Here is a 24501-nt window from a genome sequence, read left to right as displayed (position 1 = left end):
GTGGATGATCCGCGGTTCAGCCCCCCTCGCCGGTCGACGGCACATCAACAGGAACCGTCTCGTACTCGGGCGGCGCGTCCTGGTAGACGGGGATGGGAACGGCGGCAGTGGGCGGGACCACGACTCGCTCTCGTTGGCGCCCTTTCGATCGAGCGACCGGCGCCGTGCTGCTCACCGGCTGAGCAACGCGGAGGGGTTCCGCGAAGATCCTCGGCGGGGGCGGCGGCGGAGGTGCGACCGTCAGTCCACCCGTCTGCCAGGTGGCCGGCGCAACCACCGGTGAATTCGTCTGGCCGCGTACGGCACTCGCGGCCCCACTGACACCGGCGCCTCGAGCGATCGTCTCCAATGCCGGCGATCCCGGGCGGGTCCCGAAGTACCCGACCGAAGCCGTGCGATTCTCCGTGTCGATCGACGACACCAGCTGACTCAGCGGCTGAGACACCGCTACCGACGACCCCACAGACACCGCTTGACTGCCGACCTGCTGAGACAAACCCACGAGTCCCGATGCCGCGGCGCCGATCCCCGCGAATCCGGCGGTCCCGAGCTGCTGCACCAGTTGCGCACCCAACTGGGTCCCGGTGGGGGCGGGTTGATTCCCACTCGTCTCCGCACGATTCGCCTCGTTCGCCGCCGCCTCTGCGCGCATCCCCGATGCAGCGAGCGACTGCACCATCTTCGTGCCGATGACCACGGTGCCACTGGCGCGCATCGCAAGGCTCGACGCGACCGCGGCCGCGCCCTGTGCCGCCAGAGCCAGCTTCGTGACCACGGCGTCACCGACCGAAGCGGCACCGGCCGCGGCAGGTGCGATCGGAGCGGTGACGGGGCTGGCGATCGGCTTGGGGGGAATGAAGGGCTCGAAGGTCATATTGGCCATGGAGTTGGCCAGGTAGCCGAACATCATGGCCGCGTTCTGCGCCCACATCCCCGCGTACTGAGCCTCGTTCGCGGCGATCGCACCTGTGTTCACGCCGAGGAAGTTGGTCGCCTGCAGCACCCCGTGCGTCACCTGGTTCTGGACGATCTCGGGTAGCTGCGCCATTCCTGCGAGCGCCGCAGAGTAGTCAGCAGCCTGCTTGGTGTGCCTCGTTGCGGCAAGAAGTGCCTGCACCCGCAGCGCCTCGTTGTACGCCAGGTACATCGCCACATTCCGGGTCATCAATGCCGTCTCCGGGGCCTGCCAGGATGCGGCCAGCCGCGGGAGCAATGAGGTCAGGAACGCCGACCGTGCGCTGGCCGCCGACGCGACGACCGACCACGCGGCCGCGGCGGCGGTGGCAGGCGCCGGCCCCGCCCCGGACATCAGCCGCCCGACGTTCACCTCGGGCGGGAGCGCTGGAAAGGTCATCTCCGCACCCGCTAGAACTTGACCGCGTTATCGGCGGCGATGTACGTGGCAGCCACCGCGGACAGGCTCACCGCGTACTGCGCGACCTCGGCGTGATCGACCACTGTGACGGCCAGATAATTGGCCGCGTGCGCAGCGGATCCGGCCGACACCAGCAGCGAGACGTCGTCGGCACCGGCGGGCACGACCGCGCCGAGTGTCCCGGCGGCGCCACCCACGAGCCCCGAGGTGCTGGCGACGTTCCCAATCACCTCGTTAGTACCGGACAAAAGCTGAAGAGGCGCCACGTTCAAACCCACCATGCCCTACCCCTCACACGTACATTTTCAAGTTGCAACAATGTCAGAATCCTTCACTTCAGTCAATCCCATTCGGGAATTCCACCGATGAAAGTTCGTCAGCCCCACAGGTCCTCCCCCGCATCGGCTTCGCCACGGCGCAGGCCGTTCCACGCGACCTGCACCAGACCGGACGTCGCGCCACGTCCCGGATGGAAACGCCCACGTCCCGGCACCCCGAACCGCTGCCCGCGCTCACCGCCGATATCGACGGTGAACTTGTCCGCGGACATCGCGAGTGCCATGGAACTCTGTGTCGTCATGAACTGGACCATGGGATCGGAGCCCGACTTGTAGAGGAACTCCGCGTCGTTGAGAATCAGCACCACGTGGAATCCGCGAATCACACCATCGTTCATCAACTTCACTGTTTGCGTGATCGGATTCGTTCGATCGCCACGGCCGACGACCGTGTCGTAGTCATCGATGATCAAGAAGATCTCCGGGCCGGTCCACCAGTCGCGGCGCGCCAACGCCGCACTGTCGATGTCGTCCGGAATCCGGCGGTACGTGACCTTCATGGGGTCCGTCTCGCCCTCACCCATCCATTCGACGAGCTTGTCCTGCCACTTCTGCAGGAAGTCGCCCAACTCGGATCCGTGCACTCCGATGTTCTTGGGGTTCGGGGCGAACGCCCCGCGATGCACTCGCTTCGGGTCCAGGAGAGCGATGGCACCGTCGTCGATGGTCGGATAACGCTCACTGATCGCCTCGATGAGAGTGTGCACGAGACCGGAACGGCCCGAGCCGCTCTCTCCCACCGCGAACATGTGCGCTTCGCGGCCGAAGTCCGCTATCGCCATGCCACCGTCGGACTCCCGGATCCCGAAGGGCAGACGAACCCGCTCACGGTCAGTGGTCGCGACGGGGAGGTGTGCGAACAGGTCCCGCTCAAGAATCACCTCGGGCAGCGCCAGCAACTGAGGAGCCACCGCACCGGTCGCATTACCCCGGCGGATGCGGCCGACGATCTCGGCGATGCCGTCACTCAGCGTTCCGGCGGTCGGATCGCCGTCGGCTCGCGGCAGCGCCACCAGCGCGAGCAGGTCCCGATCGGTGGTGATGACGTGTCCAGGCCTGTCAGGAACGAGCTTGTTGCGCTGCGAGTTGACCACCGACATGTCGTAGCTCGCGGTCGAGATGCGTCCCTCGATGATCGTGTGCATGTGGCTCGACAACCCGCGGAGAACAGTGTTGCGGGCTGTGGTGACCACGAAGTGCACGCCGTAGTTGAGCGCGCCGGAGGCCAACGCCTCCAGCACCGGCACCTTGTTCTCGAAGACACCCCCCTCGGTCACGGTCGCATCGAAACCGTCGATCACGATGAAGACGTCACCGAAGGCGTCCTCCTCCAGCACCGGCGAGGACTGATCCGCACGCAGGCGCCGATACTCCGCCATCGAGTTGACCCGATACTTGCGGAAGAGCTTCACGCGATGGTTGATCAGATCGGACATCTGCGTGATGATCCGGTTGATCGCGTCCTCCTCGGACCGCGTCGCGATCTTGGAGATGTGCGGGAGATCCTCCAGACGCATCCAGCCGCCACCGGTGTAGTCGACGACGAAGAACTGCACCTGCTCCGGCGAATGGGTCAGCGCCAGCGACGTGACCAGGGTCATCGCGGCAGTCGTCTTACCCTTCTGCGGCCCGGAGTAGATGAGCACGTTGCCCTGGCCGCCCGAAAGATCGAGATGCCAGACCGGCTGCTGGTGCCGAGCGGGATCGTCGAAGACACCGAACGGGATCTTGAGCGACGCCGGCGTGGTGGGTGTGGGAGCCTGCCACTCATCCTCTGCGAGAGACGGTTCCACCGCATCAAGCGTCGTGGTCGTCAGCTCGGGGAGCCAGGGCTTGTACGCCGGTCGCGCCGGTGCGTTGGTGAGCAGTTCCTTGACGACGGTGAAGACGGTCGGCGCGGCGCGGATCTCCTCCTCGGTGCGTACCACCTCTTCCTCTTCCAGGATCGACACGTCGAGGTCGGGGATGTCGACACTGCCCGCGGTGAATCCGCGGGAGGCGAGAGCCGTGGTCGACACGACCGGGGCTTCCTTGACCACCGGCGCTTCGATCACGGTGGGCGCGAAGTACGGCTTGCCGGTGAAGCCCGCGTAGAAGCGAATGAGATCGTCCTCGTGCAGGGTCTTCATCAGGCCGTTGCCCGGCTTGCCCGGCAGGTTCTTCGCATCCGGCACACCGATCACCGCACGGGAATCGCCGGCGGTGCCGGTGCGAAGTGCGATGTGGTAGTGGATGTTCGACTCGAGTCCGCGGGACCGGGCCATCTCCGCGTTCTGGGACGCGAGCAGCAGGTGCACGCCCACGGAGCGGCCGACGCGGCCGATCTGCGAGAAGATGTTCACGAATTCCGGTTTGGCCTCGAGCAACTCGGTGTACTCGTCGATCAGAACGACGAGTGCGGGCATCGGCTCCAGGTCCGGACAGTGCCCGGACTCCCGCGCCTTCTCGTATTCGGTGAGTCCGATGATGTTGAACGACGGGTACTTCGCCGCGGCATCGTCGAAGATCTGCTGACGCCGCTTGAGCTCGCCCGTGATCACCTCCATCATGCGGTCGACCATGCTCTCGGACTTCTCGAGGTTGGTGACCACGGCGGCGACGTGCGGAATGTCCTCCATCCCCTGGTAGGTCGCACCGCCCTTGAAGTCGACGAGCAGGAGGTTGAGCATCGTCGGCGAATGGAACAGGCACGCATCGAGAACGAGGCAGCGCAGGAACTCCGACTTGCCGGAGCCGGACGTACCGATCATCTCGCCGTGGGGGCCGGTACCGCCCTGGCTGGCCTCGCGGATGTTGAGGTGGATGCGGCTGCCGTCCGGCGCGAAGCCGATGGGGAAGTTCAGGCGGCGCGGATCGTCGAAGCGCTTGATCCGCTGCCAGAACTGCACCACGTCGATCGCACCGGGATCCTCCACGCCGACGAGGCTGGCCCAGTCACGGCCGGTGTCCTGCCGCTCCTTCGACTGCAGTGACGCCGTGGTCTCGAGCTCCCACCGGGCCAGCTTCCGCGCCGCGGTGTGGGCGTCGACGGCATCGACGTAGTCCGCACGTGCGATCTCCTTGGGCGACTCCAGCGGCAGATCCGAGTCCCAGCGCGTCACGATCCCGGCGGGGTCCACGGTGAGCTGCACCGCGTGCGGGAATCCGTCGACCACGCCGTCGGGCGGGTTCAGCAGGATCCACGTGACATCGGCGAGCGAGGCGATGGCCTGGTCGGTGAGTCGTGCGCGCTCGGCCGAGTCCACGATCACGACGGTGTGCCGCGTCCTGCCCGAGACCTCGGATTCCGTGGTGAAGGGGCGCGAGTAGTCGACCACCCGGCTCCCGTCGCCGGACGGTGCATCATCACCGCCCGCGAGCTCGTCGAGGAAGTCGGTCCAGTTGCCGTACACCATCCGCCGCGATCCGAGGGCGTCCACCAGCGTGGGATGCTGCGCGTGCGGCAGCCACTTGGTGTACTCCCACGGGCCCCCGTCGGGCTGGTCCGTGACCACCGCGAGACGCAGGCGATCCGGACCGTGCGTGATGGTGAGGTGCTCGATCATCGCCCGCACCATTCCCGTTGCACGCTCGCGATCGCCACCGACCCCGAGCAGGGGGAAGTTGCGGAGCGTCAGCGCGAGGGGCATGTCCGCGACCGTCGAGTGGGTGTGCAGGAATTTGACGGTCTCCGTCCACTGCACCGGATCGAGGAACTCGCCGTCGGGCGCCTCCGGGGTGCGGAGCTTGGCCTTGGGCACGATGCGGCCGCGGCCGTACCGTGCGGCGGTGAACCGGCTCTTGCGCTCCTCGTCGCCTCCGTTGACCTCCCACATGCGTTCCCCGCCGATGAGTGAGGTCACCACGGCCGGATCGGGATACGCGTGCTGGAGCGCCTCGTGATAGTTCCGGCCACGAGCGAGGGCCTTCTCCCGGGAAGCGCCGATGGAGCGGCTCGCCTGCTTACGGTCGTGGAGCAGCTGCGCGCGGGACTTGCCGCCACTGCCGCCGGGGCCGCCGCCCATGTACGCGAACATGCCGAACAGGAGCATCATCGGCATGAGCAGCATCACCGGGTTGAAGCCCCGGTTCATGCGGATCATCATGAACAGCATGCCGAGCACGGCCACCACCATGACCACCGGCATCATCACCGTGCGCCACTTACCGGGCGGGTCCACCTCGTCGATCGTGTCCGGCGTGCGGACCTCGACCTCCTTCTTGATGACCCGGGGCTCCTTCTTGGGATGGAGCGGCGGTTCGAAGACCTGCCTACTCATTTCGCCCCCTTCGGGTCGATGGTCGCGACGACCGGATCATCGGGGCCACCGTCGTGCTTGATCGAGGCACTGGCCTTGGAGAGGGTCGGGCCCTGCGCGAACAGGCTCACGATGGTCCACGGAGCCGGAACCGGATTCGCCAGTCCGAGCGCCTTGGCCGAGCTGCCCTGCTGGTTGCTGCCCTGATCGTCGATGCCGTAACGGATCCCGGTATCGGCCACCCAGAACTGCCCGCCCTGCTCACGGGTGTCCGCCGCGGAGCCCGTCACGTAGACGTAGCGGCCGGTGGTCGCGGGCATGTACACATCGTCCGCGATGGTCCCCTGCGAGGCCGGTGCGCCGATCAGCCGGATGCGGGCGGCGTTCTGCTGCTGGGTGAGCGGCAGGGTGCGCGCCACCATCACCCGCTGGGTAGCGGTGGGCTGATCGCCGCTGCGCGCCCAGGAGTAACAGGTGACGGGGTCGGCCGCGGCGTCGACGATCCGGACGGTGCCCGACGGGAAGTGGTCCACCGCGATCCGGCCGCCCACCTTCGGCCACTGATTCGCCTTGGCACTGTCGATCTCGACGACCCCGCTACGCACCGGTGAAGCCGTCTGCAGGATCGATGCCGCGGTCTGCGAGACCTGCTGGATGCCGTCCGCGGCCACCACGTAGTAGGTCCAGCCACCGTCGACGGTCGGCACGCGCACCGTCGTTCCCACGAGGATCCGCTCCGTGTTGGGGAACCGCGCGGGTTTACCGGCGTCCACGATGGGCGGGACGTCGATCGGTTCGCGGGAGGCGAGGGCGTTGAACAGCCCCGCCGACATGGGGATGACCTTCTCGTCGATGCGGATGCCGAGAGCTTCCCGGATCGCCGAGTTGCGCAGGTCGAGACGTGCTCGGGCGACCACTCCTCGATCCTGGTACAGCAGCCAGGTCTGGCCGTCGAAGGAGACCACCCGGGCCGCGTTGCCGGCGATGTCGTCGGTGCCCTCGGCGGGCGAGAGATCGCCACCGATGAGCGTCACCTTGACCGCGGATGTCGCGGTCGTGGGAAGGCCGGTGTTCGGATCGAGCGGCACCGCGGCACCCGTGGCGGTGGTGTCGCACACCGCCCACTTCGAATCCCGGCTATCGGAGTTGCGGATCACGTTCGGTGCGTACGGGATACCGACCATCGGTCCGCGCGGCATCTTCTCGATCTCGGCGGACTTGGCTTGGACGGGCTTGGCGGGCGAACCGACGATGAGCTGGCCGGAGGTCACGTTCGGCACGGGGCTGAGCGCATCGCCGACCTTGACGTACAGGGCGCCGGTCTGGCTGTCCTGGATGAGGTCACCGTCGCCCACCTTGCCCGCGGGGAAGATGACGGCGGCGATGATGCAGCCGAGCGCGACCACGAGACCGGCGGCGAGGGCCACGTAGAGGGGCGATCCCTGGTACTTCTTGACGTCGTCGATCCAGCGGGTGTCCCTGCGTACCAGTGCTTCCTCGTTGCGGCGTTGCAGATACGATTCGCCCGACTTCTGGTACTTGGAGGTGAGCCGGAAGCCGCGAACCCGTTCCTGCAGGCCGGATTTGGGGTTGTTCGGATCGGGGTTGATGTCCGCCATGGTCAGCTCTCCCAGTCTTCGAGCAGGTGCCATTCGGACCAGGGGAAGTTCGGCGACACCCGCAGCGTCTCCTCGTAGGCGAGCCGGACATCGTCGAGTTCCAGGGTGCGCAGGAGGGCGCGGCGCTCATCGGAACTGAGTGCCGAACGGTCGATCGCGCTGACTCTGAAGTCGCGGAATCCGCGCGCCGTGGAGATCACGGTGCGCATGAATCGCGCGTTCGACATCAGATCGATACCGTTGCACAGCCGTCCCTTGAGGTCGAGTGCGCTGACCTGTGCGAGACGACGGTTGCTGTCGCGGAGGAACTCCCGCACTCCGGCTCCGAGTTCCTCCCGGGACCGTACCGCCACGGATTCGGCGATCTCCACCAGTTCCTCGGGGGTGAACGCGGCGAACGCGATGCGCGTCGGGAAGCGCAGCGGCAGACCGGGGTTCACCTGGAGCAGGCGGTTCATGTCGTCGTCGTACCCGGCCAGAACCACGACCACTTTGTCGCGCAGCGGCTTATCGCCCTCGTTCTCGATGCGCGCCAGCAGGACTTCCAGCGCCTCGCGTCCGAACCGGGACGACTGATCCTCGCCGTCGCCCGCCACGAGGCCGTACGCCTCGTCGAGGAAGAACAGCCCACCGCGCGATTCGTCGATGAGCTTGTTGGTGCGGATGCCGGCCTGCCCCACGTAGCCCGTCATCATGTCGCTGGGCTGGTGTTCGTAGACCTCGGGACGCGCGATCACACCGAGGCCGTAGTACAGCTTGGCGAGGATCCGCACGCCGGTGGTCTTACCGGTGCCGGGCGGGCCGGAGATGATCGCGGACAGCCGCATCTCCTCCTCGCTGTACTCCTCGCCGGCTTCCTCGCTGAGTTCCTGGCGCTCCCGGTCCATTTCGACCTTCGATGCGAGACGCCGGATCTGCGCCTTCACGTCCGGGCTGCCCACCAGCCCGTCGAGTTCGCGCCATGCCTCGGCGAGCACGTCGTCGCGGCGACGATCGAGGCTCTGTTGCTCGATCTGTTCGGCGGTGGTGCCGGAGGTGGGGTCCCAGGGATCGGTGCGGGTGTTCATCGATTCGGCGGTCACCACCTCGAGCACCCCGCCCGCGGCCGCGTGATCGAGATCGGGCCGCGAGGCGATCCAGGCGCGGGCGTCACGCAACAGCTTGGTGGCAGCTTCCTCCTCACCGGTGGCGCGCAGCGCGTACGCCTGGGTGACGATCAAACTGGCCTGGACGAGTTTGAACTCCTCGCTACCGAGGGCGTTCTTGGTGGCGGACAGCGCCTGGTGCGCGTCGCCGGTGCCCACCAGCGCCCGCGCCGTCAGCGCGGTGACGCCGAGCTGCCAGAAGCGCACGGCACCGTCGGTCTCGGGTGAGATCCACATGGGCTCGCGACTGTCCGCGACGGTGGCCAGTACCTCGGGCCAGCGATGCGCGAGGCCGAGGAGGCAGATCCACAGGTAGCGGATGTAGTTCCGCTGCGCGGGCGACTCGGGGCCCACCTCGCGCTGCAGCTTGGCCAACTCCTCGGCGGCCTCCGCGAGGAAACCCGCCTGCGCCAGGACGACGGCGGCGCCGGCGCGCGCATAGATCGCGTCGGTCACGGGCATACCGAGTTCGACGACGCCCATGTGCACCGGTGACTTCAGGCCGAGGGCTCCGTCGGCGGGGTCCACGGTGAGCCCGTTCCGCCGGAGTTCGGCTCCGAAGTTGCGGGCCGATGTGAGCACTCCGCGGGCCGCCTCCGGATCGCCGGCCTGCGACTTGTCGACGGCCATGAGGCCGATCCAGGCGTCGCACATGGAGGGGTCGGCGTCGACCGCGAGCCGGAAGGCGGTCGCGGACTCGGCTGTGTCGCCGCGCGTGGTCAGGGAACGCAGCCCCAGCGAGAAGTACCGCTGCGCTGTCGGAATCGTCTGTGTCATTGTCCCTAGGTCGTCCCGGGCGTTCCTGGTCGCTGGCTCGCGAGGAACTTGGCGAATGTCCATGCGTACACCGCGGATTCGACGTCGAAGTAGCAGGCCGCCATCGTGGCGGCGAGAACCGCCCGCTCCAGCAGTCGATCCCGCAACTGTTCGGCTTCCGGGGGCTCCTGTCCCAGGTCGTCGGCGCGGGCCGGAATCCGGCCCAGGCACAGCGCGTCCGTGAGCGCCTCGTCGTCGATGTGGAGCTGCTCCAGGAGGGGCAGCGGGATCTCGGTATGGCTGTCGAGGAATCGGCGTGCGTCCGTCCGCGCGAGTTCGAAGCCGATCGCGTTCTCCGCGGCGATCGGCATCTGCTCCAGGTCCCGGAGCAGTGCGCGAGTCTGACGGGCGGCCTCGACCGGCGACAGCGACCGGATGTGGTCACGCCGGACCGGCGAGACCACGGCCTCGAACCGATTGAGTCCGCCGGGGATGACCGGGCCGACGCGCGTGACGCCCACGAGGTTCCCTGCGACGACGGGGCTGTACGCCCGGCTCGGGTGGGTGGTGGCGACGGCTTCGACCAGGTAACCGCGGTCCTGCGCGTATTCCAGCAGACCGCGAACCGGATCGTCGACGGCTGCCCAGCGGTGCGACCCCGGAACGTTCCAGAGCACGCGGACATCCGCGGGGATCAGTACGCGGGGAGGAAGCCAGCCGGCGTCGGACGAGGTGACCACCACGATCTCCTCGGTGGGGCTCACGAGCAGCCCAGCGGCCCAGTGCAATCCGGATTCCGTGCTGTGCGGTCCGCCGGCCAGGGTGCCTGCGATCGATGCGACCACGTCGCGCACTCGCTGCAGGGCCGGGGACAGCGGCATGACCTCGGGGCGGGAACGCCCCAAGATCATCGGGCCCGTCGCGACCACACGGGGGCGCGCGATCCGCTCCGGCGCATCGTCCGCCGGGGCGGCGGCCTCGACCGCTGGTTCCGGCTCTGCGTCGGTACCGGCCTCCGCAACGGCTTCGACCTCGGCGTGCGGCTCTACCTCGGCCTCTGCCTCCGCTTCGGCTTCCGCCTCGGTTTCAGCGAGACCATGGCTGACTACCGCCGCCGGATCGACGTCGGCATCGTCGGCACGATCCGCGTCCGGCTCGGCTTCAGCTTCGGCCTCGGAGTCCGCTTCCGTATCCGCGTCCAGCTCGGCTTCGGCTTCCGCCTCCGGCTCGGCGTCTACATCGGTATCAACCGCTGCTTCAGCTTCCAGCGCGGCTTCAACTTCTGCCTCTGCCTCTGCCTCTGCCTCTGCCTCTGCCTCTGCCTCTGCCTCTGCCTCTGCCTCTGCCTCTGCGAGAGGGTCGCTGACTACCGCGGCGTCGAGCTCGTCATCGGCGGCAAGACCCGCTTCATGCTCCGACTCGACTTCGGCATCCGCCTCTGGATCAGCTTCCACATCGACATCAGCCGCTGCGTCAGCATCCAGAACAGCTTCGAGCTCCGCTTCCGCTTCCGCTTCCGCTTCCGCTTCCGCTTCCGCTTCCGCTTCCGCTTCCGCTTCCGCTTCCGCTTCCGCTTCCGCTTCCGCTTCCGCTTCCGCTTCCGCTTCCGCTTCCGCTTCCAGAGGATGGTCTTCGACCGGCTCCGGATCGTCAACGAAATCGGAACGTTCTGCGGAATCGGTGTCAGGGCCGGCGGTGCCGTCAGCAATGAGCACGTCGGCCTCGTCGTCGACGGCTACGTCCTCGGCGGGCGCGGTCACGAGCGACCCGACCGGCACGATCGCGATGCCTGCGAGCGGACTGGGAGCGGGCTCCTCGTCGTTCTCCGGATCCCCCTCGCCCACCGCGTGATCGTCGGGATCCGGCGCATCGGTCTCGGCGAGCGCTACTGGGGATTCCGCCTCGACATCGGCGGTCGGATCGACCGCGTCCTCGTCAACGTCGGCCACGGACGGCGCGGACTCCGTCTCCACCAGACCGTCGTGACTCCCGGCCTCGTCGGCGGAGGCATCGGCGAGGTTTTCAGAGTCCGGTCGATCGTCTTCCTCGACATCATCGACAACGGAATCGACAGCCTCGGAACTGTTTTCGATCGCGAGATCAACCGCATCCGGGACCGCTTCGACATCCATCGACTCGACGGTCAATGCGTCGTCCGCGCTGGATTCCGTGTCAACCTCCGGCTCGGCGATCTCATCGATCTCCGTCGGATGCACGAGGCGCTCGTCGTTCTCGGCAAGGCGCACAGGCTGATCGGCCTCGACCAGCACCGCGTCCCGAACCTCGTCGACCTCACTCGCCGGCTCGTCGAGCTCGGCCGGCGCGACGTCTGCGATCTCAGTGGCGTCGACGGCATCGTCGGATTCCGTACCGTGATCGGCCGACTCGGTATCCGGTTCCACCGCAACGGATTCCGAGAGTTCCGACTGGGGCGGCTCGGTGTCGCGATCCCACGGGGCAGCGCCCGGGACGCGGCCGAACGACATGAAGCCGTTAATCAGGGCACTGGAATCCACATCGACGAGTTCGACCTCATCGACATCCGGGGCATCGGATTCGACTGTGCCCTCGTCGATGTCGGGTTCGGCGTCGTTCTCGACGTCGGTCGCCGAAGCGTCGACCGACGAATCCTGATCGGTCTCGTCTGCGACTGTCTCCGCGACAGACGCCGCAGGGGCGACGACCTCGGGGGCGACAACCTCGGAGGCGTTTGCCTCCACCCGATCCACGGCCTCGACCTGCGACTCACCGGAGGGCGGGTTCGTCCCACCCGGCACGCGGCCGAAGGACAGGAATCCGGAGACCAGCGCGGCAGCGGCGTCGTACTCCTCTGCCGTTCCCTCGGTGAGCGGTTCCGGCTCCACGTCATGGTCACGAGCGGGTGCCTGCGCGGAGGCCGACTCGGCCGAGGCGGCGACGGGGCCCGTCGGGAACGATTCGGCAACCGGCCCATCCACGGTCTCGTCGGTCTCGCCGGTCGACGCCTCGTCGTCGGCACCCGCCCCGGCCCCGAACAGGGGCATCGCCGCGGCACCGGCGGGTACCACGGGCACGGGCCCGGTCGTCGGGCCGGTCGGCGGAGACCAGGGGGCACCGTCGGCCGACGGCACGCGACCGAAGGACATGAAGGTGATCGGACCGGACCCGTTGTTGCCGTTGGTAACCGGAGGCGTGGGCGGAACCACCGGGGTCGACCCCTCGCCGCGGGCAGGGGTGTCGTCGGGGCTGGCCCAGGTACGTGAGAATCCATTCGTTCCGTTGCCCGACGGAACCCTCCCGACGGCGGTGCCGTTGGGCGGATCAGTCGGTTCCACGGGAGCGGCTGGGGGCACGGGCTTGTCACCGGAGACGGGGAGGTCGTTCTCCACGGGGGTCGACGGCGCGTGCGTGCCGTTCACCATCGGAATCCGGCCGAACGAGAATCCGTTGACGGCCGGCGCGGTCGCGTCACCGTTGACGGCCTCGCCGTTCGGACGCGCCGTCCCGTTGGTGTGAGCCGTCCCGTTGGTGTGAGCCGTCCCGTTCACGCCGTTGACGACCCCGGTGCCGTTCACCCCGTTCACACCATTGGTCGAAGGCGCTCGGCCGAATGCGAAGCCGTTGAGACGGGGCGCCTCGGTGTCGTCCATCGAATCCGCGAAAGCGTCCTGTGCCGCTGCAGCGCGACTCGGGGGCGGCTTGACGTTGCCGCTGGCCTTCACGGCGGCCTGGAACGTGGCGCTGGCTCCGGGCACGCGCCCGAAGGCCATGAAGCTCTCGTCGAGGTCGTTGGGCTGCGACAGCTCCACTTCACTGACGGCCATCCGCGCCGCGGCTTCGGTGGCCTTCGCCCGCCCGTCCGCGATCAACGCCTCGATCTGCGGCGTGGGATCCTCGCCCTGGAGTTCGAGGGCACGCTCCAGCGCTTCGATCTCCGCCTCGACCTGCTGCACGATCTCCGACTGCTCGAGATTGACCTGCTGCAGGTTCCGCGCCATCTCACCGAGCGCGCGGGAGACGTGCACCAGGGACTCGCCGACCCGGACGATGCCGATGAAGCTCTTCGCCCAGGTCCCGGTCTCGGATTCGAGGAACTCGTGCACCTCGCCCTCGAGCTGGGCCGTGGCGGCAGTGCCCTCACTGGCCACACGGAAGGCGTACGACGATGCCTGGGCCGCCGAGAGCGACCGCGAGGCCAGATCGTCGGGAGTGATCTCCTCTTCCCAGATGCCGTCCAGCAGGACATCGGCGTGGGGAGTGTCGGGACGGTCGATCACCGCGCCACCTCCCGGTCAGGATGAATGCACGTGTTCACGCAGTTCGCTCCCCGCCGTCACGAATAGATGCCGGCGCCGCGGTGCGCAGACGCCCGCGCGACGGATCGCAGTGACTGATAGCCGCCCAGTGCGGACCGACCATCGTGTTGGGAGCCGTTATCGCCACGAAGCATCGATTCGGCAGCCTCGAGCTCCGGCATGACACCGGCGACCAGGCCATCGATCGCGGAGGTGATTCGCGCGCCGTGTGCGCTGGTGGGGTCCACCGCGGAACTGATCGATGTCACGGTGGAACGCAAATGCGCCGTCGCAACAGCCGCCCGCGCTTCGATCGCGCGCGCACCGATACTCTGCCCCGGCGCCACGGAGTTGACCGTCTCGGTACCCATGCCACCCTCCCGTTCACGACGCATACCCGGCACTCATGTACCGGCTGGCTTCATTGTCGCAAAATAATGTACCACCTTGAGTGCTGATTTGTTGTTTTGAATTTTGCCATTTGAGATCGCAACTGAGACGCAGGTTAAGTGTCAGCCACCGCCATGTGTTGCGGCGCCGCGCCCGACTCCACTCCAACCGGGGAGGGTTCACAGTTTTCCCAGTTCACCCACTCGAACACGTTCCATTTTGATGCGTTGCGAAACAAAGTATGAAGAATTCCTGAATCATTGACGACGCCCGATTTCCGTCGCGAATTACATCCGCCCTGATGCCATTCTCCGGAGCCGTTCGCGGACGTCCGGCACCGACGAACGGGCCCCGCCGCACAGGAGTGCGGCGGGGCCCGGGTCCGAGCGACGACGGTGCTACGCGGTGGCGCGCGCGATGGCTCCCAGCGGATCGGTGTACACACCGTCGAGCGCGGCGGCACCGGCCGCCTGCTGCTGTACGCGGCCGCCCGCACCGCTGACCCGCACGGAGCGACCGGGCTCGGCCGACGTGGCCTTCAGGGCCGCGGAGACGTGCGGCAGGATCGCCGGGTAGTCGGTGAAGGCCTGGCCGCCCAGGATCAGGCGGTCGGGGTTGAAGATGTCGGCCACGAGCGCGGCGGCCTCGCCCAGCACCCGGCCGCGCTCGGCGATGATCGCCTTGGCGGTCTCGTTGCCGGTCTCGGCCAGCTTGTGCAGATCGGCGACGGTGCGCACGGCCAGCTTCTGCGCCTGCGCCGCCTCGACCACCGCGGTATCCGTCACCGCGTCCTCGAGCCGGCCCGTGCCGCGCGGATCGAGCAGCTCGATGTTGCGCGTGGGCAGGTGCCCGATCGTGTGCGGACCGGACTTCGGTGAGTGCACCGCGCCATGCAGCGCGAGCGCCACGCCCACGGTCTCGCGACCGTAGAAGTACAGGGTCGAACCCTGCGACTCCAGCGCCTCGGACAGGTGCAGCTCGGCGGCGGCCATGGCCTCGACGTGCGGGGCCACCGTCACGGGCAGACCGATCGCGCCCGAGAGACGCTCCCCCAGGGTCACGTCCTTCCACCCCAGGCGCGGATGGTCGGCCACCACACCGCGGTCGTCCACGCGGCCACCGATCGCAATGCCGGCTCCGAGGATGGTGCGGCCGTCCCAGCGGGCCAGGAACCGTCGGGCACTGGTGGCGATCACCGACAGCACCTCGCCGGGCTCGCCGCTCTCCGGCGTGGGGATCTGGATGGCGCCCACGATCTTGCCGGACACGTCGTGCATGGTCACGGTGCTCACCCGGAAGCCGATGTGGATTCCCAGCGCCAGCGGGCCGGTGGGATCGACCTCGAGCGGCAGACGCGGACGACCGACGACACCGCTCGCGGCGCGATCGGCGCGCTCCCGCACCAGGCCCGCCTCGATCAGGGCCGTGACCTGGCGGTTCACGGTGGCTGCCGAGAGCTGGGTCTCACGGACGATCTCGTCGCGCAGAACGAGTCCGCCGCGACGGATCACGCGGAGCACGGCGGCAGCCGGCTTCTCGGACACCCGCAGCTGCGGGGGGAACACCCGGGCCGGTGCGGCGGTGCGCGGCGCCCGGTCGGCGGCCCTGGTCAGGGGGTTGTGCGCACGTCCGGCGCGGGCCTGCGCGGCACGGTTCGACGCGGCGGAAGTGGCAGGAAGATCAACGACGGTCATGGTTCCTCGAGGGGTGCGTGCGCCACTGGGTACGGATCGACCCGAAACGTGGCGGAGATATGGAGATATCGAATGAATCGGCTACGAAGCCGGCGAGAATGCGAGCGGAAAGCGCTCAGCCGCAACACATTCGACAGTGCACGCGAACCATGGGGAGACGGCAGCCCAGCGCGACGGTCTCATAACCGACGCGCAGATGGCCTTCAAGACTCCCGGACATGGTTCAAAAGGTAGCACCGCGCACCGACCACCGCACAAGCACCGCACGCCGGTATGGGACGTACATCACACTCCCGCCCTCGGAAAATCACGTGCGAACCCGCAGCAAGCGTGTTTAAACTGCTCGCCATGCTGTCTTGAGACGTCCCTGACCTCGTCGCCCCGCACCCTTCGTGCCGCGCGGCCCCCTCGGACCTCAAGGAGCATTCATGGCTACCCCTCTTGCTGTTTCCGCCCTCTCCCTGCGCTGGCCGGACGGCACTCCCGTCTTCGACGACCTCAGCTTCACCATTCCGGCGGGCCGCGCCTCGCTGGTCGGGGCGAACGGCGCCGGTAAGAGCACGATGCTCCGGATCCTCGCAGGTCAGATAACTCCCAGCTCAGGATCGGTGAGCGGGGCCGGTGTAGTGGGGTACGTCCCGCAGCACCCCCAGGCCCAATCCGGCGACACCCTCGCCGACGCCCTCGGGATCGGCAACGCCGTGGCCGCCCTGCGCCGGATCGAGGACGGGTCCGCCGACCCGTCCGATTTCGACGCCGTCGGGGACGACTGGGACATCGAGGAGCGCGCGATCGCCACCCTCGACGGGCTCGGCCTGCGGCTCGGGGCGCTGGACCGCACCGTCGGGACACTGTCCGGCGGCGAGGCCACACTGCTCGCCATCGCCGGCCAGCTGCTGCGCCGACCCGACACCCTCCTGCTCGACGAGCCCACCAACAACCTCGACAGCCGCGCCCGCGATCTGCTCAACGACGCACTGGACCGGTTCTCCGGAACAGTCGTCGTGGTCAGCCACGATCTCGCGCTGCTGGAGCGGATGGCGACCACCGTCGAGCTGTACCGCGGCGCCGTGCGGGTGTTCGGCGGGCCGTACTCGCACTACCGCGAGGTGCTCGACGCCGAGCAGGCCGCGGCCGAGCAGGCCGTGACCACGGCCTCGGTCGATCTCAAGGCGCAGAAACGCGACCTCGCCGAGGCGCAGACCAAGCTCGCCAAACGAAAGCGGTACGCCGACAAGGCGGAGGCGCAGAAGCGCGTGCCGCCGATCCTGGCGGGGCTGCTCAAACAGAAGGCCGAGGTCTCCGCGGGCAAGCACCGCGTCCTGCACGAGGGCCGGGTGGATTCCGCGCGCGACGCGCTCGACCAGGCACAGGAGGCCGTCCGCGACGATCGGTCCGTCCGGATCGCGATGCCCGAGCCGGGCCCCGGGGTGCACCGCACCCAGCTCGACGATCCGCAACTGCAGGTCACCGGACCCGAGCGGGTGGCGCTCGTGGGCCCGAACGGTGCCGGGAAGACGACGGTGCTGCGCCGAGCGATCGCGGCGGCGCGGGAGGCGAGCACGCCCACCGTGATCGGGTACGTGCCGCAGGACGTGCGCTTCGACGGCGCTGAGGAGAGCACGCTCATCGATGCGGTGCGGGCCGCGCACCCCGACCTGGACGCGCAGCAGGCCTACGCCGCGCTGGCCCGGATGTTGTTCCGCGGGAAGCAATCCGAGCGGATCGTGGGCACCCTCAGCGGAGGTGAGCGACTGCGACTCGCGCTCGCGATCGCCCTGCTGGGCGATCCGGCACCGTCGCTCCTGGTCCTCGACGAACCGACCAACAACCTCGACATCCCCTCCGTCGAGTTGCTGGTCGAAGCACTCAAGGATTGGGCGGGCGCTCTGGTCGTGGTCTCGCACGACCGCGGCTTCCTCGACCTCCTGGACCTCACGCGCGAGGCCGTCGTGTCGCGATAAGCTGCGGGAATGTCAGCCGCGCGACCGCTCCGGGACTTCGCCGGCCCGCTCCGCGGTCTGCCCGCGGGGCGGGCCGCGTCGCTGCACGGCGCCATCGCGAACAGCATCCTGGAGGGGTGGGCGCCCACGGTCGTGGACGTCGAGCGGCTCGCCGCGATGGCCGATGGTGCGGTGCCGCTGGGGCGGTACGTGGACGAGGCCGTGGAGCGGGCACTGGCGGCCGCCACAGAACTGGGCGCACCGGACTGCGTGGACCACCCGGCGGGCTTCCCCGACACCGTGTACCCCGATACCCGGGTGCTGCGGAACCGCTTCGGCATTCGCGACCCGGAGGCCCTGCGACAGCTGGAGTTCGAGGTGGGAACCGCGCAGGAGTTCGGCATCGAGACGGGCCTGACCACGCTTCCCGAGACCTTCGACGGAGGCCATCTGTCGCTGATCCACCGCACCCTGTTCGGCGTGCTGTATCCCTGGGCCGGAGTCTTCCGGAAGTACGATATGGCGCTGGGCCACACCACGTTCCACTCGAACTGGATAGGCCGCTACCTCGGCGACGCGGCGAAGATGCTCAACCACCGCCTCCCGCATCAGCCGATCGAGCTACTGGGCGAGAAGCGGGACCGGCAGCACTACGCGCGGCAGGCGGCCGAGGCGTACGCCTACCTCAACTGCGCGCACCCGTTCCGGGAGGGCAACGGGAGATCGTCGAAGACGCTGCTGCAGGTGCTCGCGGCGAAAGCCGGGTACCGGCTCGACTATTCGGCGGTCACCAAGAAGCAGTGGGATACCGCGTCCCGCCGCTCGGCTCCCGACTTCGGCCACTACCGGCCGGATGCGCATCCGTTGTTCGCGGTGTTCACCGCGATCACCGGCCCACTGCACGTGGCCGTTTAGAGCCGGTAGCTCTCCAGCCCCAGCCAGCCCGCCATCTGAGCGACCGTCTGCTCCAACGCGGCCTCCGACGCGGCGTCGCGGCCACCCGGCTCCCAACTCGTGGAGTGCACCAGTAGTTCCGAGGCCTTCCGATCCGCCTTCACATCGCAGCGCGCCACGATCCGATCGCCGAAGACGAAGGGCAGCACGTAGTAACCGTGCACCCGTTTCTCCTTGGGCGTGTAGATCTCGATGCGGTAGAAGAAGTCGAACAGCGCCTCGGCACGCTCGCGCTGCCAGACCACGGGATCGAAGGGCGAGAGCAGAGCGCGGGCGTGAATCGCGCGCGGGCGCTTGGCCTCGGCGTGCACGTAGACGGTTCCGGGCCACCACGGTGCGTCCACCTCGATGAGTTCCCCGGTGGCCAGCAGTTTCTCGATCGCAGGCATGGCCTGGGCGGTGGACAGCCGGAAGTAGTCGCGCAGGCAGCGCGCGGTACCGATGCCCAGCGCCTGCGCCGACTGCCGGACCAGTTCCAGGTAGGCCTGGTCGTCAGGGATCACGACCTCGGCGAGCTCGCCCAGCACGGCCGACGACGGCGCGTACAGCCGCTCGAACTGGCTGGTGCGGCCGGCGCTGGTGACCTCCCCGGTGTGGAACAGGACCTCGAGGCCCTCCTTCACCGACGACCAGTTCCAGCCCCAGTGGGTCTTCTCCACCACCTGCTCGTGTTCGAGGTGCGCCTCCAGCGCGCGGGCGGTGAGCGGTGGCAGCTCGGCGAGGGCGCCGCGCAGCCGGTCCAGTTGGCCGGGATGCCGATCGTCATAGCTGGCGAACCGCGCCGCCGCCCGCGCGGAGGTACGACGGTGCCGCAGCAGCGGCCAGGTGGCGGGCGGCACCAGGGAGGCCTCGTGCGCCCACGACTCGACGAGCCGGCGGGGCGTCGCATCCCGCGCGCGATCGAGGAGGCCGGTGTCGTAGGCACCGAGGCGGGCGAACACCGGCAGGTACTGACTGCGCGCGACCACGTTGACGCTGTCGATCTGGATCAGCCGCAGCCGGTCGATGGTCTTCTGGACCTGCCGCATCGTCGGAGTCGAGGTGCCGGCGAATCCGGGCTCGAAGCCCTGCGCCGCGAGCGCGATGCGGCGGGCCTGCGGCTGGCTGATCCTCATGCGCTGGTCAGCCGCGGGAACAGGTACTGCTGCAGCATGGGCGCGATGGTCACCCCGCCGTAGGCCGCCGGGTCCAGCCAGCGCGCCTCGGCGATCTCGGCGGCCGCCTGCGGCTGCACCCGCAGACCGGTGGTGAACACGGTGGACTCGATATCGGTGTCCGCCTCGTTCGCGGCGGGACCGCGCCACGAGACGAGATGCGTCAGATCGTCGACGGTGAGCCGCACGCCCAGTTCCTCGTCGATCTCGCGGATCGCGCAGTCGATCGGCGACTCCCCCGGTTCCAGCTTGCCGCCGGGCAGCATGAAGGCGTCGGTCCCGCGTTTGCGCACCGTGAGCACCCGACCCTCATCATCACGGAAACACACCGCCGCCACCGTCAGCACGTTCATACGGCCAAGCCTAACGACGAGGTCCGACAGGTTCCGCTCAGCACTCCGGCACGTTGACGGCGAGGCCGCCGAGCGAGGTCTCCTTGTACTTGGAGAGCATGTCGGCACCGGTCTGGCGCATGGTCTCGATGGCCTGATCCAGCGAGACCCGGTGCGTACCGTCGCCGTGCAGGGCGATGCGCGCGGCGTTCACGGCCTTGACCGAGGCGATGGCGTTGCGCTCGATGCACGGGATCTGCACCAGGCCGCCGATCGGATCGCAGGTGAGGCCCAGGTTGTGCTCGATGCCGATCTCGGCGGCGTTCTCCACCTGCGCCGGCGTGGCGCCCGCGACCTGTGCCAGCGCCGCGGCCGCCATCGAGCACGCTGAGCCCACCTCGCCCTGGCAGCCCACCTCGGCGCCGGAGATGGAGGCGCGCCGCTTGTAGAGCACGGCGATCGCGGCGGCGGTCAGCAGGTAATCGCACACCACGTCTTCGGCGCGTTCGGCCAATCCGGGGCGGAACTTCAAGGCGTAGTACAACACCGAGGGAACGATGCCCGCCGCGCCGTTGGTGGGCGCGGTCACGATCCGGCCGCCGCAGGCGTTCTCCTCGTTCACCGCCATGGCGGCCACGTTGAGCCAGTCCATGGCGTCGGATTCGCCGGTCTCGACCAGCCTGCGGTGCAGGCCCGGGGCGCGCCGCTTCACATCGAGGCCGCCGGGCAGCGTTCCCTCCGAACGGAAGCCGCGCTCGATGCACGCGCACATCACCGTCCAGATGTGCAGCAGCCCGTCGCGCACATCGCGCTCGGCCTTCTCCGGCGGGCCGCCGCGGAGCACGATCTCGTTATCCATCATCAGTTGCGGGATGGTGCGCCCCGTGCGCCGGGTGAGATCGAGCAGGCTTGCCGCGGTGTCGAAGTCGTGCGGCACCGCGGTGGTCCCGGCCAGCGGGTTCACCGTGTCGGCACCGGACTCCCGTTCCACGAATCCGCCGCCCACCGAGTAGTACACGGCCTCGTGCACGGCACCGTCGGCGAACTCGGCCCGGAAGCGGATCCCGTTGGTGTGCCGCGGCAGCACCGTCAAGGGGTGCAGCACGATCTGCTGCGTACTGAGCGGCACGTCGGCGACCCCGCCGAACCGGGTGATCCCGGTCGCGTCGATCTCCGCGCTGCGAGAGGCGACGTAGTCCGGATCGACCGATTCGGGCCGCTGCCCCTCGAGCCCCAGCAGGACGGCGGCGAAGGTGCCGTGCCCCCGCCCGGTGGCCGCGAGCGAGCCGTACAGATCCACGTGCACCGCCCGCACCGACCGCATCGCCTCGGGACCGGAAGCCGCCACCTCATCGGCGAAGTCGGCGCCTGCCCGCATCGGTCCCACGGTGTGCGAACTCGACGGGCCGATACCCACCGAGAACAGCTCGAACACGCTGATAGTCACCCTTCCAGCCTAGGCCCCATAGAGTGGTCGCATGGGCGACGCAGGCGAACTCGACATCGACGAGCTGCTACTGCCGGGTACGCGCGAGTACACCTTCCGCGAACTGGCGGAGCAGGGCGGCATGGACATCGAAGATCTCCGTGCCTGGTGGACCTCGGCCGGCTTCGCCGATCTGCGGGACGACGATACGAAGGCCTTCACCCGCGACGACGTCGAGATCGTGCGCGATCTCGCGGTGCTGTTCGCCGACGGGGTGGTGGACGCCGAGGCGGTGGTCCCCGGATCGCAGGCACTGGGCCAGGCGATGTACCGGCTCGCGGAATGGCAGGCCCCGATGATCCGGCACTACCTGGAGAACGCGGAGGCCGCCGGCGATCCCGATCCGGCACGCGGCGCGGCGCTGGTGATCGACCGGATGGACAACCTGCAGGCGCACATCTGGCGGCGGCACCTGGCCGCCGCCACGCAGCGGCTCATGACGCCCGCCGCCGATGAGGAGGGCGCGCTCACCGCCACCATGGCGGTGGGTTTCGCGGACATGGTGGGCTACACGCGGCTCAGCCGCGGCCTCGCGGTCTCGGAACTGAGCACGCTGCTGAGCACCTTCGAGACCCGGATGCGCACGGTGATCTACGGCGGCGGCGGATGGATCATCAAGGGCGTCGGCGACGAAGTGATGTTCGCGGCCGACGAGCCCGCCGCGGCCTCACGGATCGCGCTGGAGCTGCAGACCCCGCACGAGTACCCCGAGCTGGACGCGATCGACCTGGAGTTCCCGCAACTGCGCGTGGGCATGGCGTACGGCGAGGTGCTGCAGCGGTACGGCGATCTGTTCGGCAGCGTGGTGAATCTCGCCGCGCGGCTCACCAGCGCGGCGCGGCCGGGCACGGTGCTGGTGGACGGTCAGCTCGCGGAGGCGATCAACGAGGTCCCCGATCTCGACACCCGGAGCCTGCGCGCCTACCGGGCGCGCGGCTTCAGCGCGGTGCATCCGCATCAGCTGCGGTGGGCCAAGCAGCCCAAGGAGAGCGAGTCCGGCCAGCCGGACGCGGGCGAGGACTGATCCGTCAGGCTGCGGCGAGGGCGACGGGACGCGGACGGCTCCCGACCAGTTCACGGTGCACGCCGCCGACGAACTCGGTGAGCGAACCGCCCAGCGCATCGCACACGCTGCCGAGCACCTCGGACGAGGCCTCCTTGCGGCCGCGCTCGACCTCGGAGAGGTACTGCGTGGACACGCCGGCCTCGCGGGCCACCTCGGCGAGCGTGCGGCCCTGCCGCGTGCGCTCCTGCCGGAGGACCCGGCCGTAGACCTCGCGCAGCAGCGGGGGACGCTCGGCCTCCATCGGCTCGTGCGTGTCGATGCTCGCAACCCCGCTCGTCATAGGAGAAAGCCTATCCGACGGTGCCGTCGGGTGCGGGAGCGTTCACGGTGGGCGTAACCGGCGCGTCGCCGGGCTCCTCCTCGGGCGCCTCGTCGGGATCCTCGTCCTCGTCCACCAGCGGGTGTTCGAGCTCGTCCTGCGGCATCCGCGCGGCGAGGATCGCGATCACCGCGAGCGGCACCGGAATCAGTCCCGCCAGCACGAAGGTGGTGGTCAGGCCGATCGCCTGGCTCACCGGACCGGCGAGCGCGAAGGACAGCGGCATGAACACCAGCGAGACGAAGAAGTCCAGGCTGGACACCCGCCCCAACAGGCGGCGCGGCACCCGGCGCTGCAGCAGCGTGCCCCAGATCACCACCGGCGCCTCGAACAGCACACCCAGAACGAAGCCCGCGATCACCATGGGCCACACGCTGTCGGCGATGCCGAACACCACCATCGGCAGCGAGGCCAGGCCCCACAGCACCATCATCACCGTGAGGTAGCGGCGGGGCATTCTCCGCGCCGCCATGAATAGTGCGCCCGCGACGCCGCCGAAGCCGTAGGCGGCCAGGATCATCGAGTGTTCACCGGCCGCGCCCTGCGCCTGATCCTTGATCGCGAAGGGCAGCAGCACGTCGATCGGCCCCACGGTCACCAGCACCATCAGGCTCGCGAAGAGCAGTGTGGCGAGCAGCCACGGCGTGCGGCGCACGTACTGGATGCCCTCCCACAGCTCGCGCAGCGGCGAACCGGGCTCATCGGCGCCCTCGGCCGCCTCCGCCTGCGGCACGTGGATCCGCACCACCCAGACAGCGGCGAACAGGCAGATCCCGCCCGCGACGATGAGCGCGGCACCGGGCGAGGCGACGGCGATGATCCAGGCCGCGACCGCCGGTCCGACGGCCATCGCGGCGGCCGGGCGCACCGCGGACTCGTAGCCGTTCACCGCGAGCAGCTCCGAGGGCGGCACCAGCCGCGGCACCAGCGCCGAGTACGCGGGGAAGTAGAAGCCGGACACCAGGCCGAGGGCGAGCGAGCCGACCATGAGCATCGGGACGGTGATCACACCGGTCACCGCGAGCGCGCCGACGCCGCCGATCACCACCACCTTGAGCAGTTCCAGCACGAACAGGATGCGCTGCTGCGACACCCGGTCCGCGAGCACGCCGCCGGCCAGGGTGGACACCAGCAGACCCACGGATGCGGCGCCCGAGACCATCGAGACACTGGTCGCCGAGCCGCCCATGTCGATCACCTGCCAGACCACCGAGACCAGCCACATGCCGTCGGTGGTCAGCGCGCACAACAGGGTGATGAACAGCAGGCGGTAGTCGCGGCGCAACAGCGGCCGCAGCATGCGGGGCACACGCTGTCCGGCGCTGATGTCGATATGCACCTTTCCACGATGCCTGCGGTCCGCGCCGGGGACAACTGGTTTTCTCGGTTGACCTCAACCAAGGTCGACGTATTAGCGT

General features: G+C 68.7%; 16 protein-coding genes. 3 read left to right on the top strand and 13 right to left on the bottom strand.

Annotated features, from left to right (window positions below; all coding sequences use genetic code 11):
- Window positions 1–16: 16 nt before the first annotated feature.
- The 8 genes from ABD108_RS17795 to ABD108_RS17760 form a co-directional block, all read right to left on the bottom strand.
- Window positions 17–1354 (bottom strand): PPE family protein, encoded by a 1338-nt coding sequence (locus ABD108_RS17795; RefSeq protein ID WP_305110387.1) that lies wholly within the window; start codon window positions 1352–1354, stop codon window positions 17–19.
- Between the two features lie 11 nt (window positions 1355–1365).
- Window positions 1366–1656 (bottom strand): PE family protein, encoded by a 291-nt coding sequence (locus ABD108_RS17790; RefSeq protein WP_305110388.1) that lies wholly within the window; start codon window positions 1654–1656, stop codon window positions 1366–1368.
- Window positions 1657–1751: 95 nt separating this feature from the next.
- A complete protein-coding gene (gene eccCa, locus ABD108_RS17785) occupies window positions 1752–5972 on the bottom strand; it encodes a type VII secretion protein EccCa (protein WP_343930964.1) in 4221 nt (1406 codons plus the stop codon).
- Window positions 5969–7570, bottom strand: a complete 1602-nt coding sequence (eccB, locus tag ABD108_RS17780; RefSeq protein WP_343930963.1) for a type VII secretion protein EccB — start codon at window positions 7568–7570, stop codon at window positions 5969–5971. The genes eccCa and eccB overlap by 4 nt, the downstream gene beginning before the upstream one ends.
- 2 nt (window positions 7571–7572) lie before the next feature.
- Window positions 7573–9492: an AAA family ATPase gene (locus ABD108_RS17775; protein ID WP_220656941.1), complete on the bottom strand. Its 1920-nt coding sequence runs from the start codon at window positions 9490–9492 to the stop codon at window positions 7573–7575.
- Between the two features lie 5 nt (window positions 9493–9497).
- Window positions 9498–13727, bottom strand: a complete 4230-nt coding sequence (locus ABD108_RS17770) for a hypothetical protein (protein WP_343930962.1) — start codon at window positions 13725–13727, stop codon at window positions 9498–9500.
- A gap of 56 nt (window positions 13728–13783) precedes the next feature.
- Entirely contained in the window at window positions 13784–14116 is a 333-nt protein-coding gene (locus ABD108_RS17765) for a hypothetical protein (RefSeq protein ID WP_220656943.1), read from the bottom strand.
- A gap of 417 nt (window positions 14117–14533) precedes the next feature.
- A complete protein-coding gene (locus ABD108_RS17760) occupies window positions 14534–15829 on the bottom strand; it encodes an ROK family transcriptional regulator (protein ID WP_220656944.1) in 1296 nt (431 codons plus the stop codon).
- A 428-nt stretch (window positions 15830–16257) separates the two neighbouring features.
- On the opposite strand from ABD108_RS17760, the gene ABD108_RS17755 reads away from it, so the two are divergent.
- Both ABD108_RS17755 and ABD108_RS17750 read left to right on the top strand, forming a co-directional pair.
- The gene (locus ABD108_RS17755; protein WP_343930961.1) at window positions 16258–17793 is read left to right on the top strand and encodes an ABC-F family ATP-binding cassette domain-containing protein; all 1536 of its coding nucleotides are present in this window, start codon (window positions 16258–16260) and stop codon (window positions 17791–17793) included.
- Between the two features lie 9 nt (window positions 17794–17802).
- The gene (locus ABD108_RS17750) at window positions 17803–18687 is read left to right on the top strand and encodes a Fic family protein (protein ID WP_343930960.1); all 885 of its coding nucleotides are present in this window, start codon (window positions 17803–17805) and stop codon (window positions 18685–18687) included.
- Here ABD108_RS17750 and ABD108_RS17745 read toward each other — a convergent pair.
- Genes ABD108_RS17745 through ABD108_RS17735 form a run of 3 tightly spaced genes read right to left on the bottom strand, consistent with a single transcriptional unit; the run spans window position 18684 to window position 21659 of the window.
- Window positions 18684–19841, bottom strand: coding sequence for a winged helix-turn-helix domain-containing protein (locus ABD108_RS17745; RefSeq protein WP_343930959.1), 1158 nt, complete (start codon window positions 19839–19841; stop codon window positions 18684–18686). The two genes, ABD108_RS17750 and ABD108_RS17745, sit on opposite strands and share 4 nt — an antisense overlap.
- On the bottom strand, window positions 19838–20233 hold the full coding sequence (locus tag ABD108_RS17740; RefSeq protein WP_343930958.1) for an NUDIX hydrolase: 396 nt from the start codon (window positions 20231–20233) through the stop codon (window positions 19838–19840). The genes ABD108_RS17745 and ABD108_RS17740 overlap by 4 nt, the downstream gene beginning before the upstream one ends.
- Window positions 20234–20270: 37 nt before the next feature.
- The gene (locus ABD108_RS17735; RefSeq protein ID WP_220656949.1) at window positions 20271–21659 is read right to left on the bottom strand and encodes an L-serine ammonia-lyase; all 1389 of its coding nucleotides are present in this window, start codon (window positions 21657–21659) and stop codon (window positions 20271–20273) included.
- A gap of 31 nt (window positions 21660–21690) precedes the next feature.
- On the opposite strand from ABD108_RS17735, the gene ABD108_RS17730 reads away from it, so the two are divergent.
- Window positions 21691–22722, top strand: coding sequence for an adenylate/guanylate cyclase domain-containing protein (locus ABD108_RS17730; protein ID WP_343930957.1), 1032 nt, complete (start codon window positions 21691–21693; stop codon window positions 22720–22722).
- Window positions 22723–22726: 4 nt separating this feature from the next.
- Here the strand turns inward: ABD108_RS17730 and ABD108_RS17725 are convergent, their stop codons facing one another.
- Together ABD108_RS17725 and ABD108_RS17720 are read right to left on the bottom strand one after the other, a co-directional pair.
- On the bottom strand, window positions 22727–23044 hold the full coding sequence (locus tag ABD108_RS17725) for a helix-turn-helix domain-containing protein (protein WP_220656951.1): 318 nt from the start codon (window positions 23042–23044) through the stop codon (window positions 22727–22729).
- A gap of 10 nt (window positions 23045–23054) precedes the next feature.
- The gene (locus ABD108_RS17720; RefSeq protein WP_343930956.1) at window positions 23055–24422 is read right to left on the bottom strand and encodes an MFS transporter; all 1368 of its coding nucleotides are present in this window, start codon (window positions 24420–24422) and stop codon (window positions 23055–23057) included.
- Between the last annotated feature and the right edge of the window lie 79 nt (window positions 24423–24501).

Source organism: Tsukamurella strandjordii (assembly GCF_039525985.1).
In the GTDB taxonomy this organism is placed as follows: Bacteria; Actinomycetota; Actinomycetes; order Mycobacteriales; family Mycobacteriaceae; genus Tsukamurella; species Tsukamurella strandjordii.
The sequence above is the reverse complement of the archived record's forward strand: the minus strand, read 5'-3'. Positions and strand labels throughout refer to the sequence as shown.

Coding starts and splice junctions, on each gene's coding strand:
- eccB (WP_343930963.1), bottom strand. CDS start 7,570: ATGGCGGACATCAACCCCGATCCGAACAACCCCAAATCCGGCCTGCAG.
- ABD108_RS17730 (WP_343930957.1), top strand. CDS start 21,691: ATGGGCGACGCAGGCGAACTCGACATCGACGAGCTGCTACTGCCGGGT.
- ABD108_RS17745 (WP_343930959.1), bottom strand. CDS start 19,841: ATGAGGATCAGCCAGCCGCAGGCCCGCCGCATCGCGCTCGCGGCGCAG.
- ABD108_RS17790 (WP_305110388.1), bottom strand. CDS start 1,656: ATGGTGGGTTTGAACGTGGCGCCTCTTCAGCTTTTGTCCGGTACTAAC.
- ABD108_RS17795 (WP_305110387.1), bottom strand. CDS start 1,354: ATGACCTTTCCAGCGCTCCCGCCCGAGGTGAACGTCGGGCGGCTGATG.
- ABD108_RS17740 (WP_343930958.1), bottom strand. CDS start 20,233: ATGAACGTGCTGACGGTGGCGGCGGTGTGTTTCCGTGATGATGAGGGT.
- ABD108_RS17775 (WP_220656941.1), bottom strand. CDS start 9,492: ATGACACAGACGATTCCGACAGCGCAGCGGTACTTCTCGCTGGGGCTG.
- ABD108_RS17725 (WP_220656951.1), bottom strand. CDS start 23,044: ATGACGAGCGGGGTTGCGAGCATCGACACGCACGAGCCGATGGAGGCC.
- ABD108_RS17760 (WP_220656944.1), bottom strand. CDS start 15,829: ATGACCGTCGTTGATCTTCCTGCCACTTCCGCCGCGTCGAACCGTGCC.
- ABD108_RS17750 (WP_343930960.1), top strand. CDS start 17,803: ATGTCAGCCGCGCGACCGCTCCGGGACTTCGCCGGCCCGCTCCGCGGT.
- eccCa (WP_343930964.1), bottom strand. CDS start 5,972: ATGAGTAGGCAGGTCTTCGAACCGCCGCTCCATCCCAAGAAGGAGCCC.
- ABD108_RS17765 (WP_220656943.1), bottom strand. CDS start 14,116: ATGGGTACCGAGACGGTCAACTCCGTGGCGCCGGGGCAGAGTATCGGT.
- ABD108_RS17755 (WP_343930961.1), top strand. CDS start 16,258: ATGGCTACCCCTCTTGCTGTTTCCGCCCTCTCCCTGCGCTGGCCGGAC.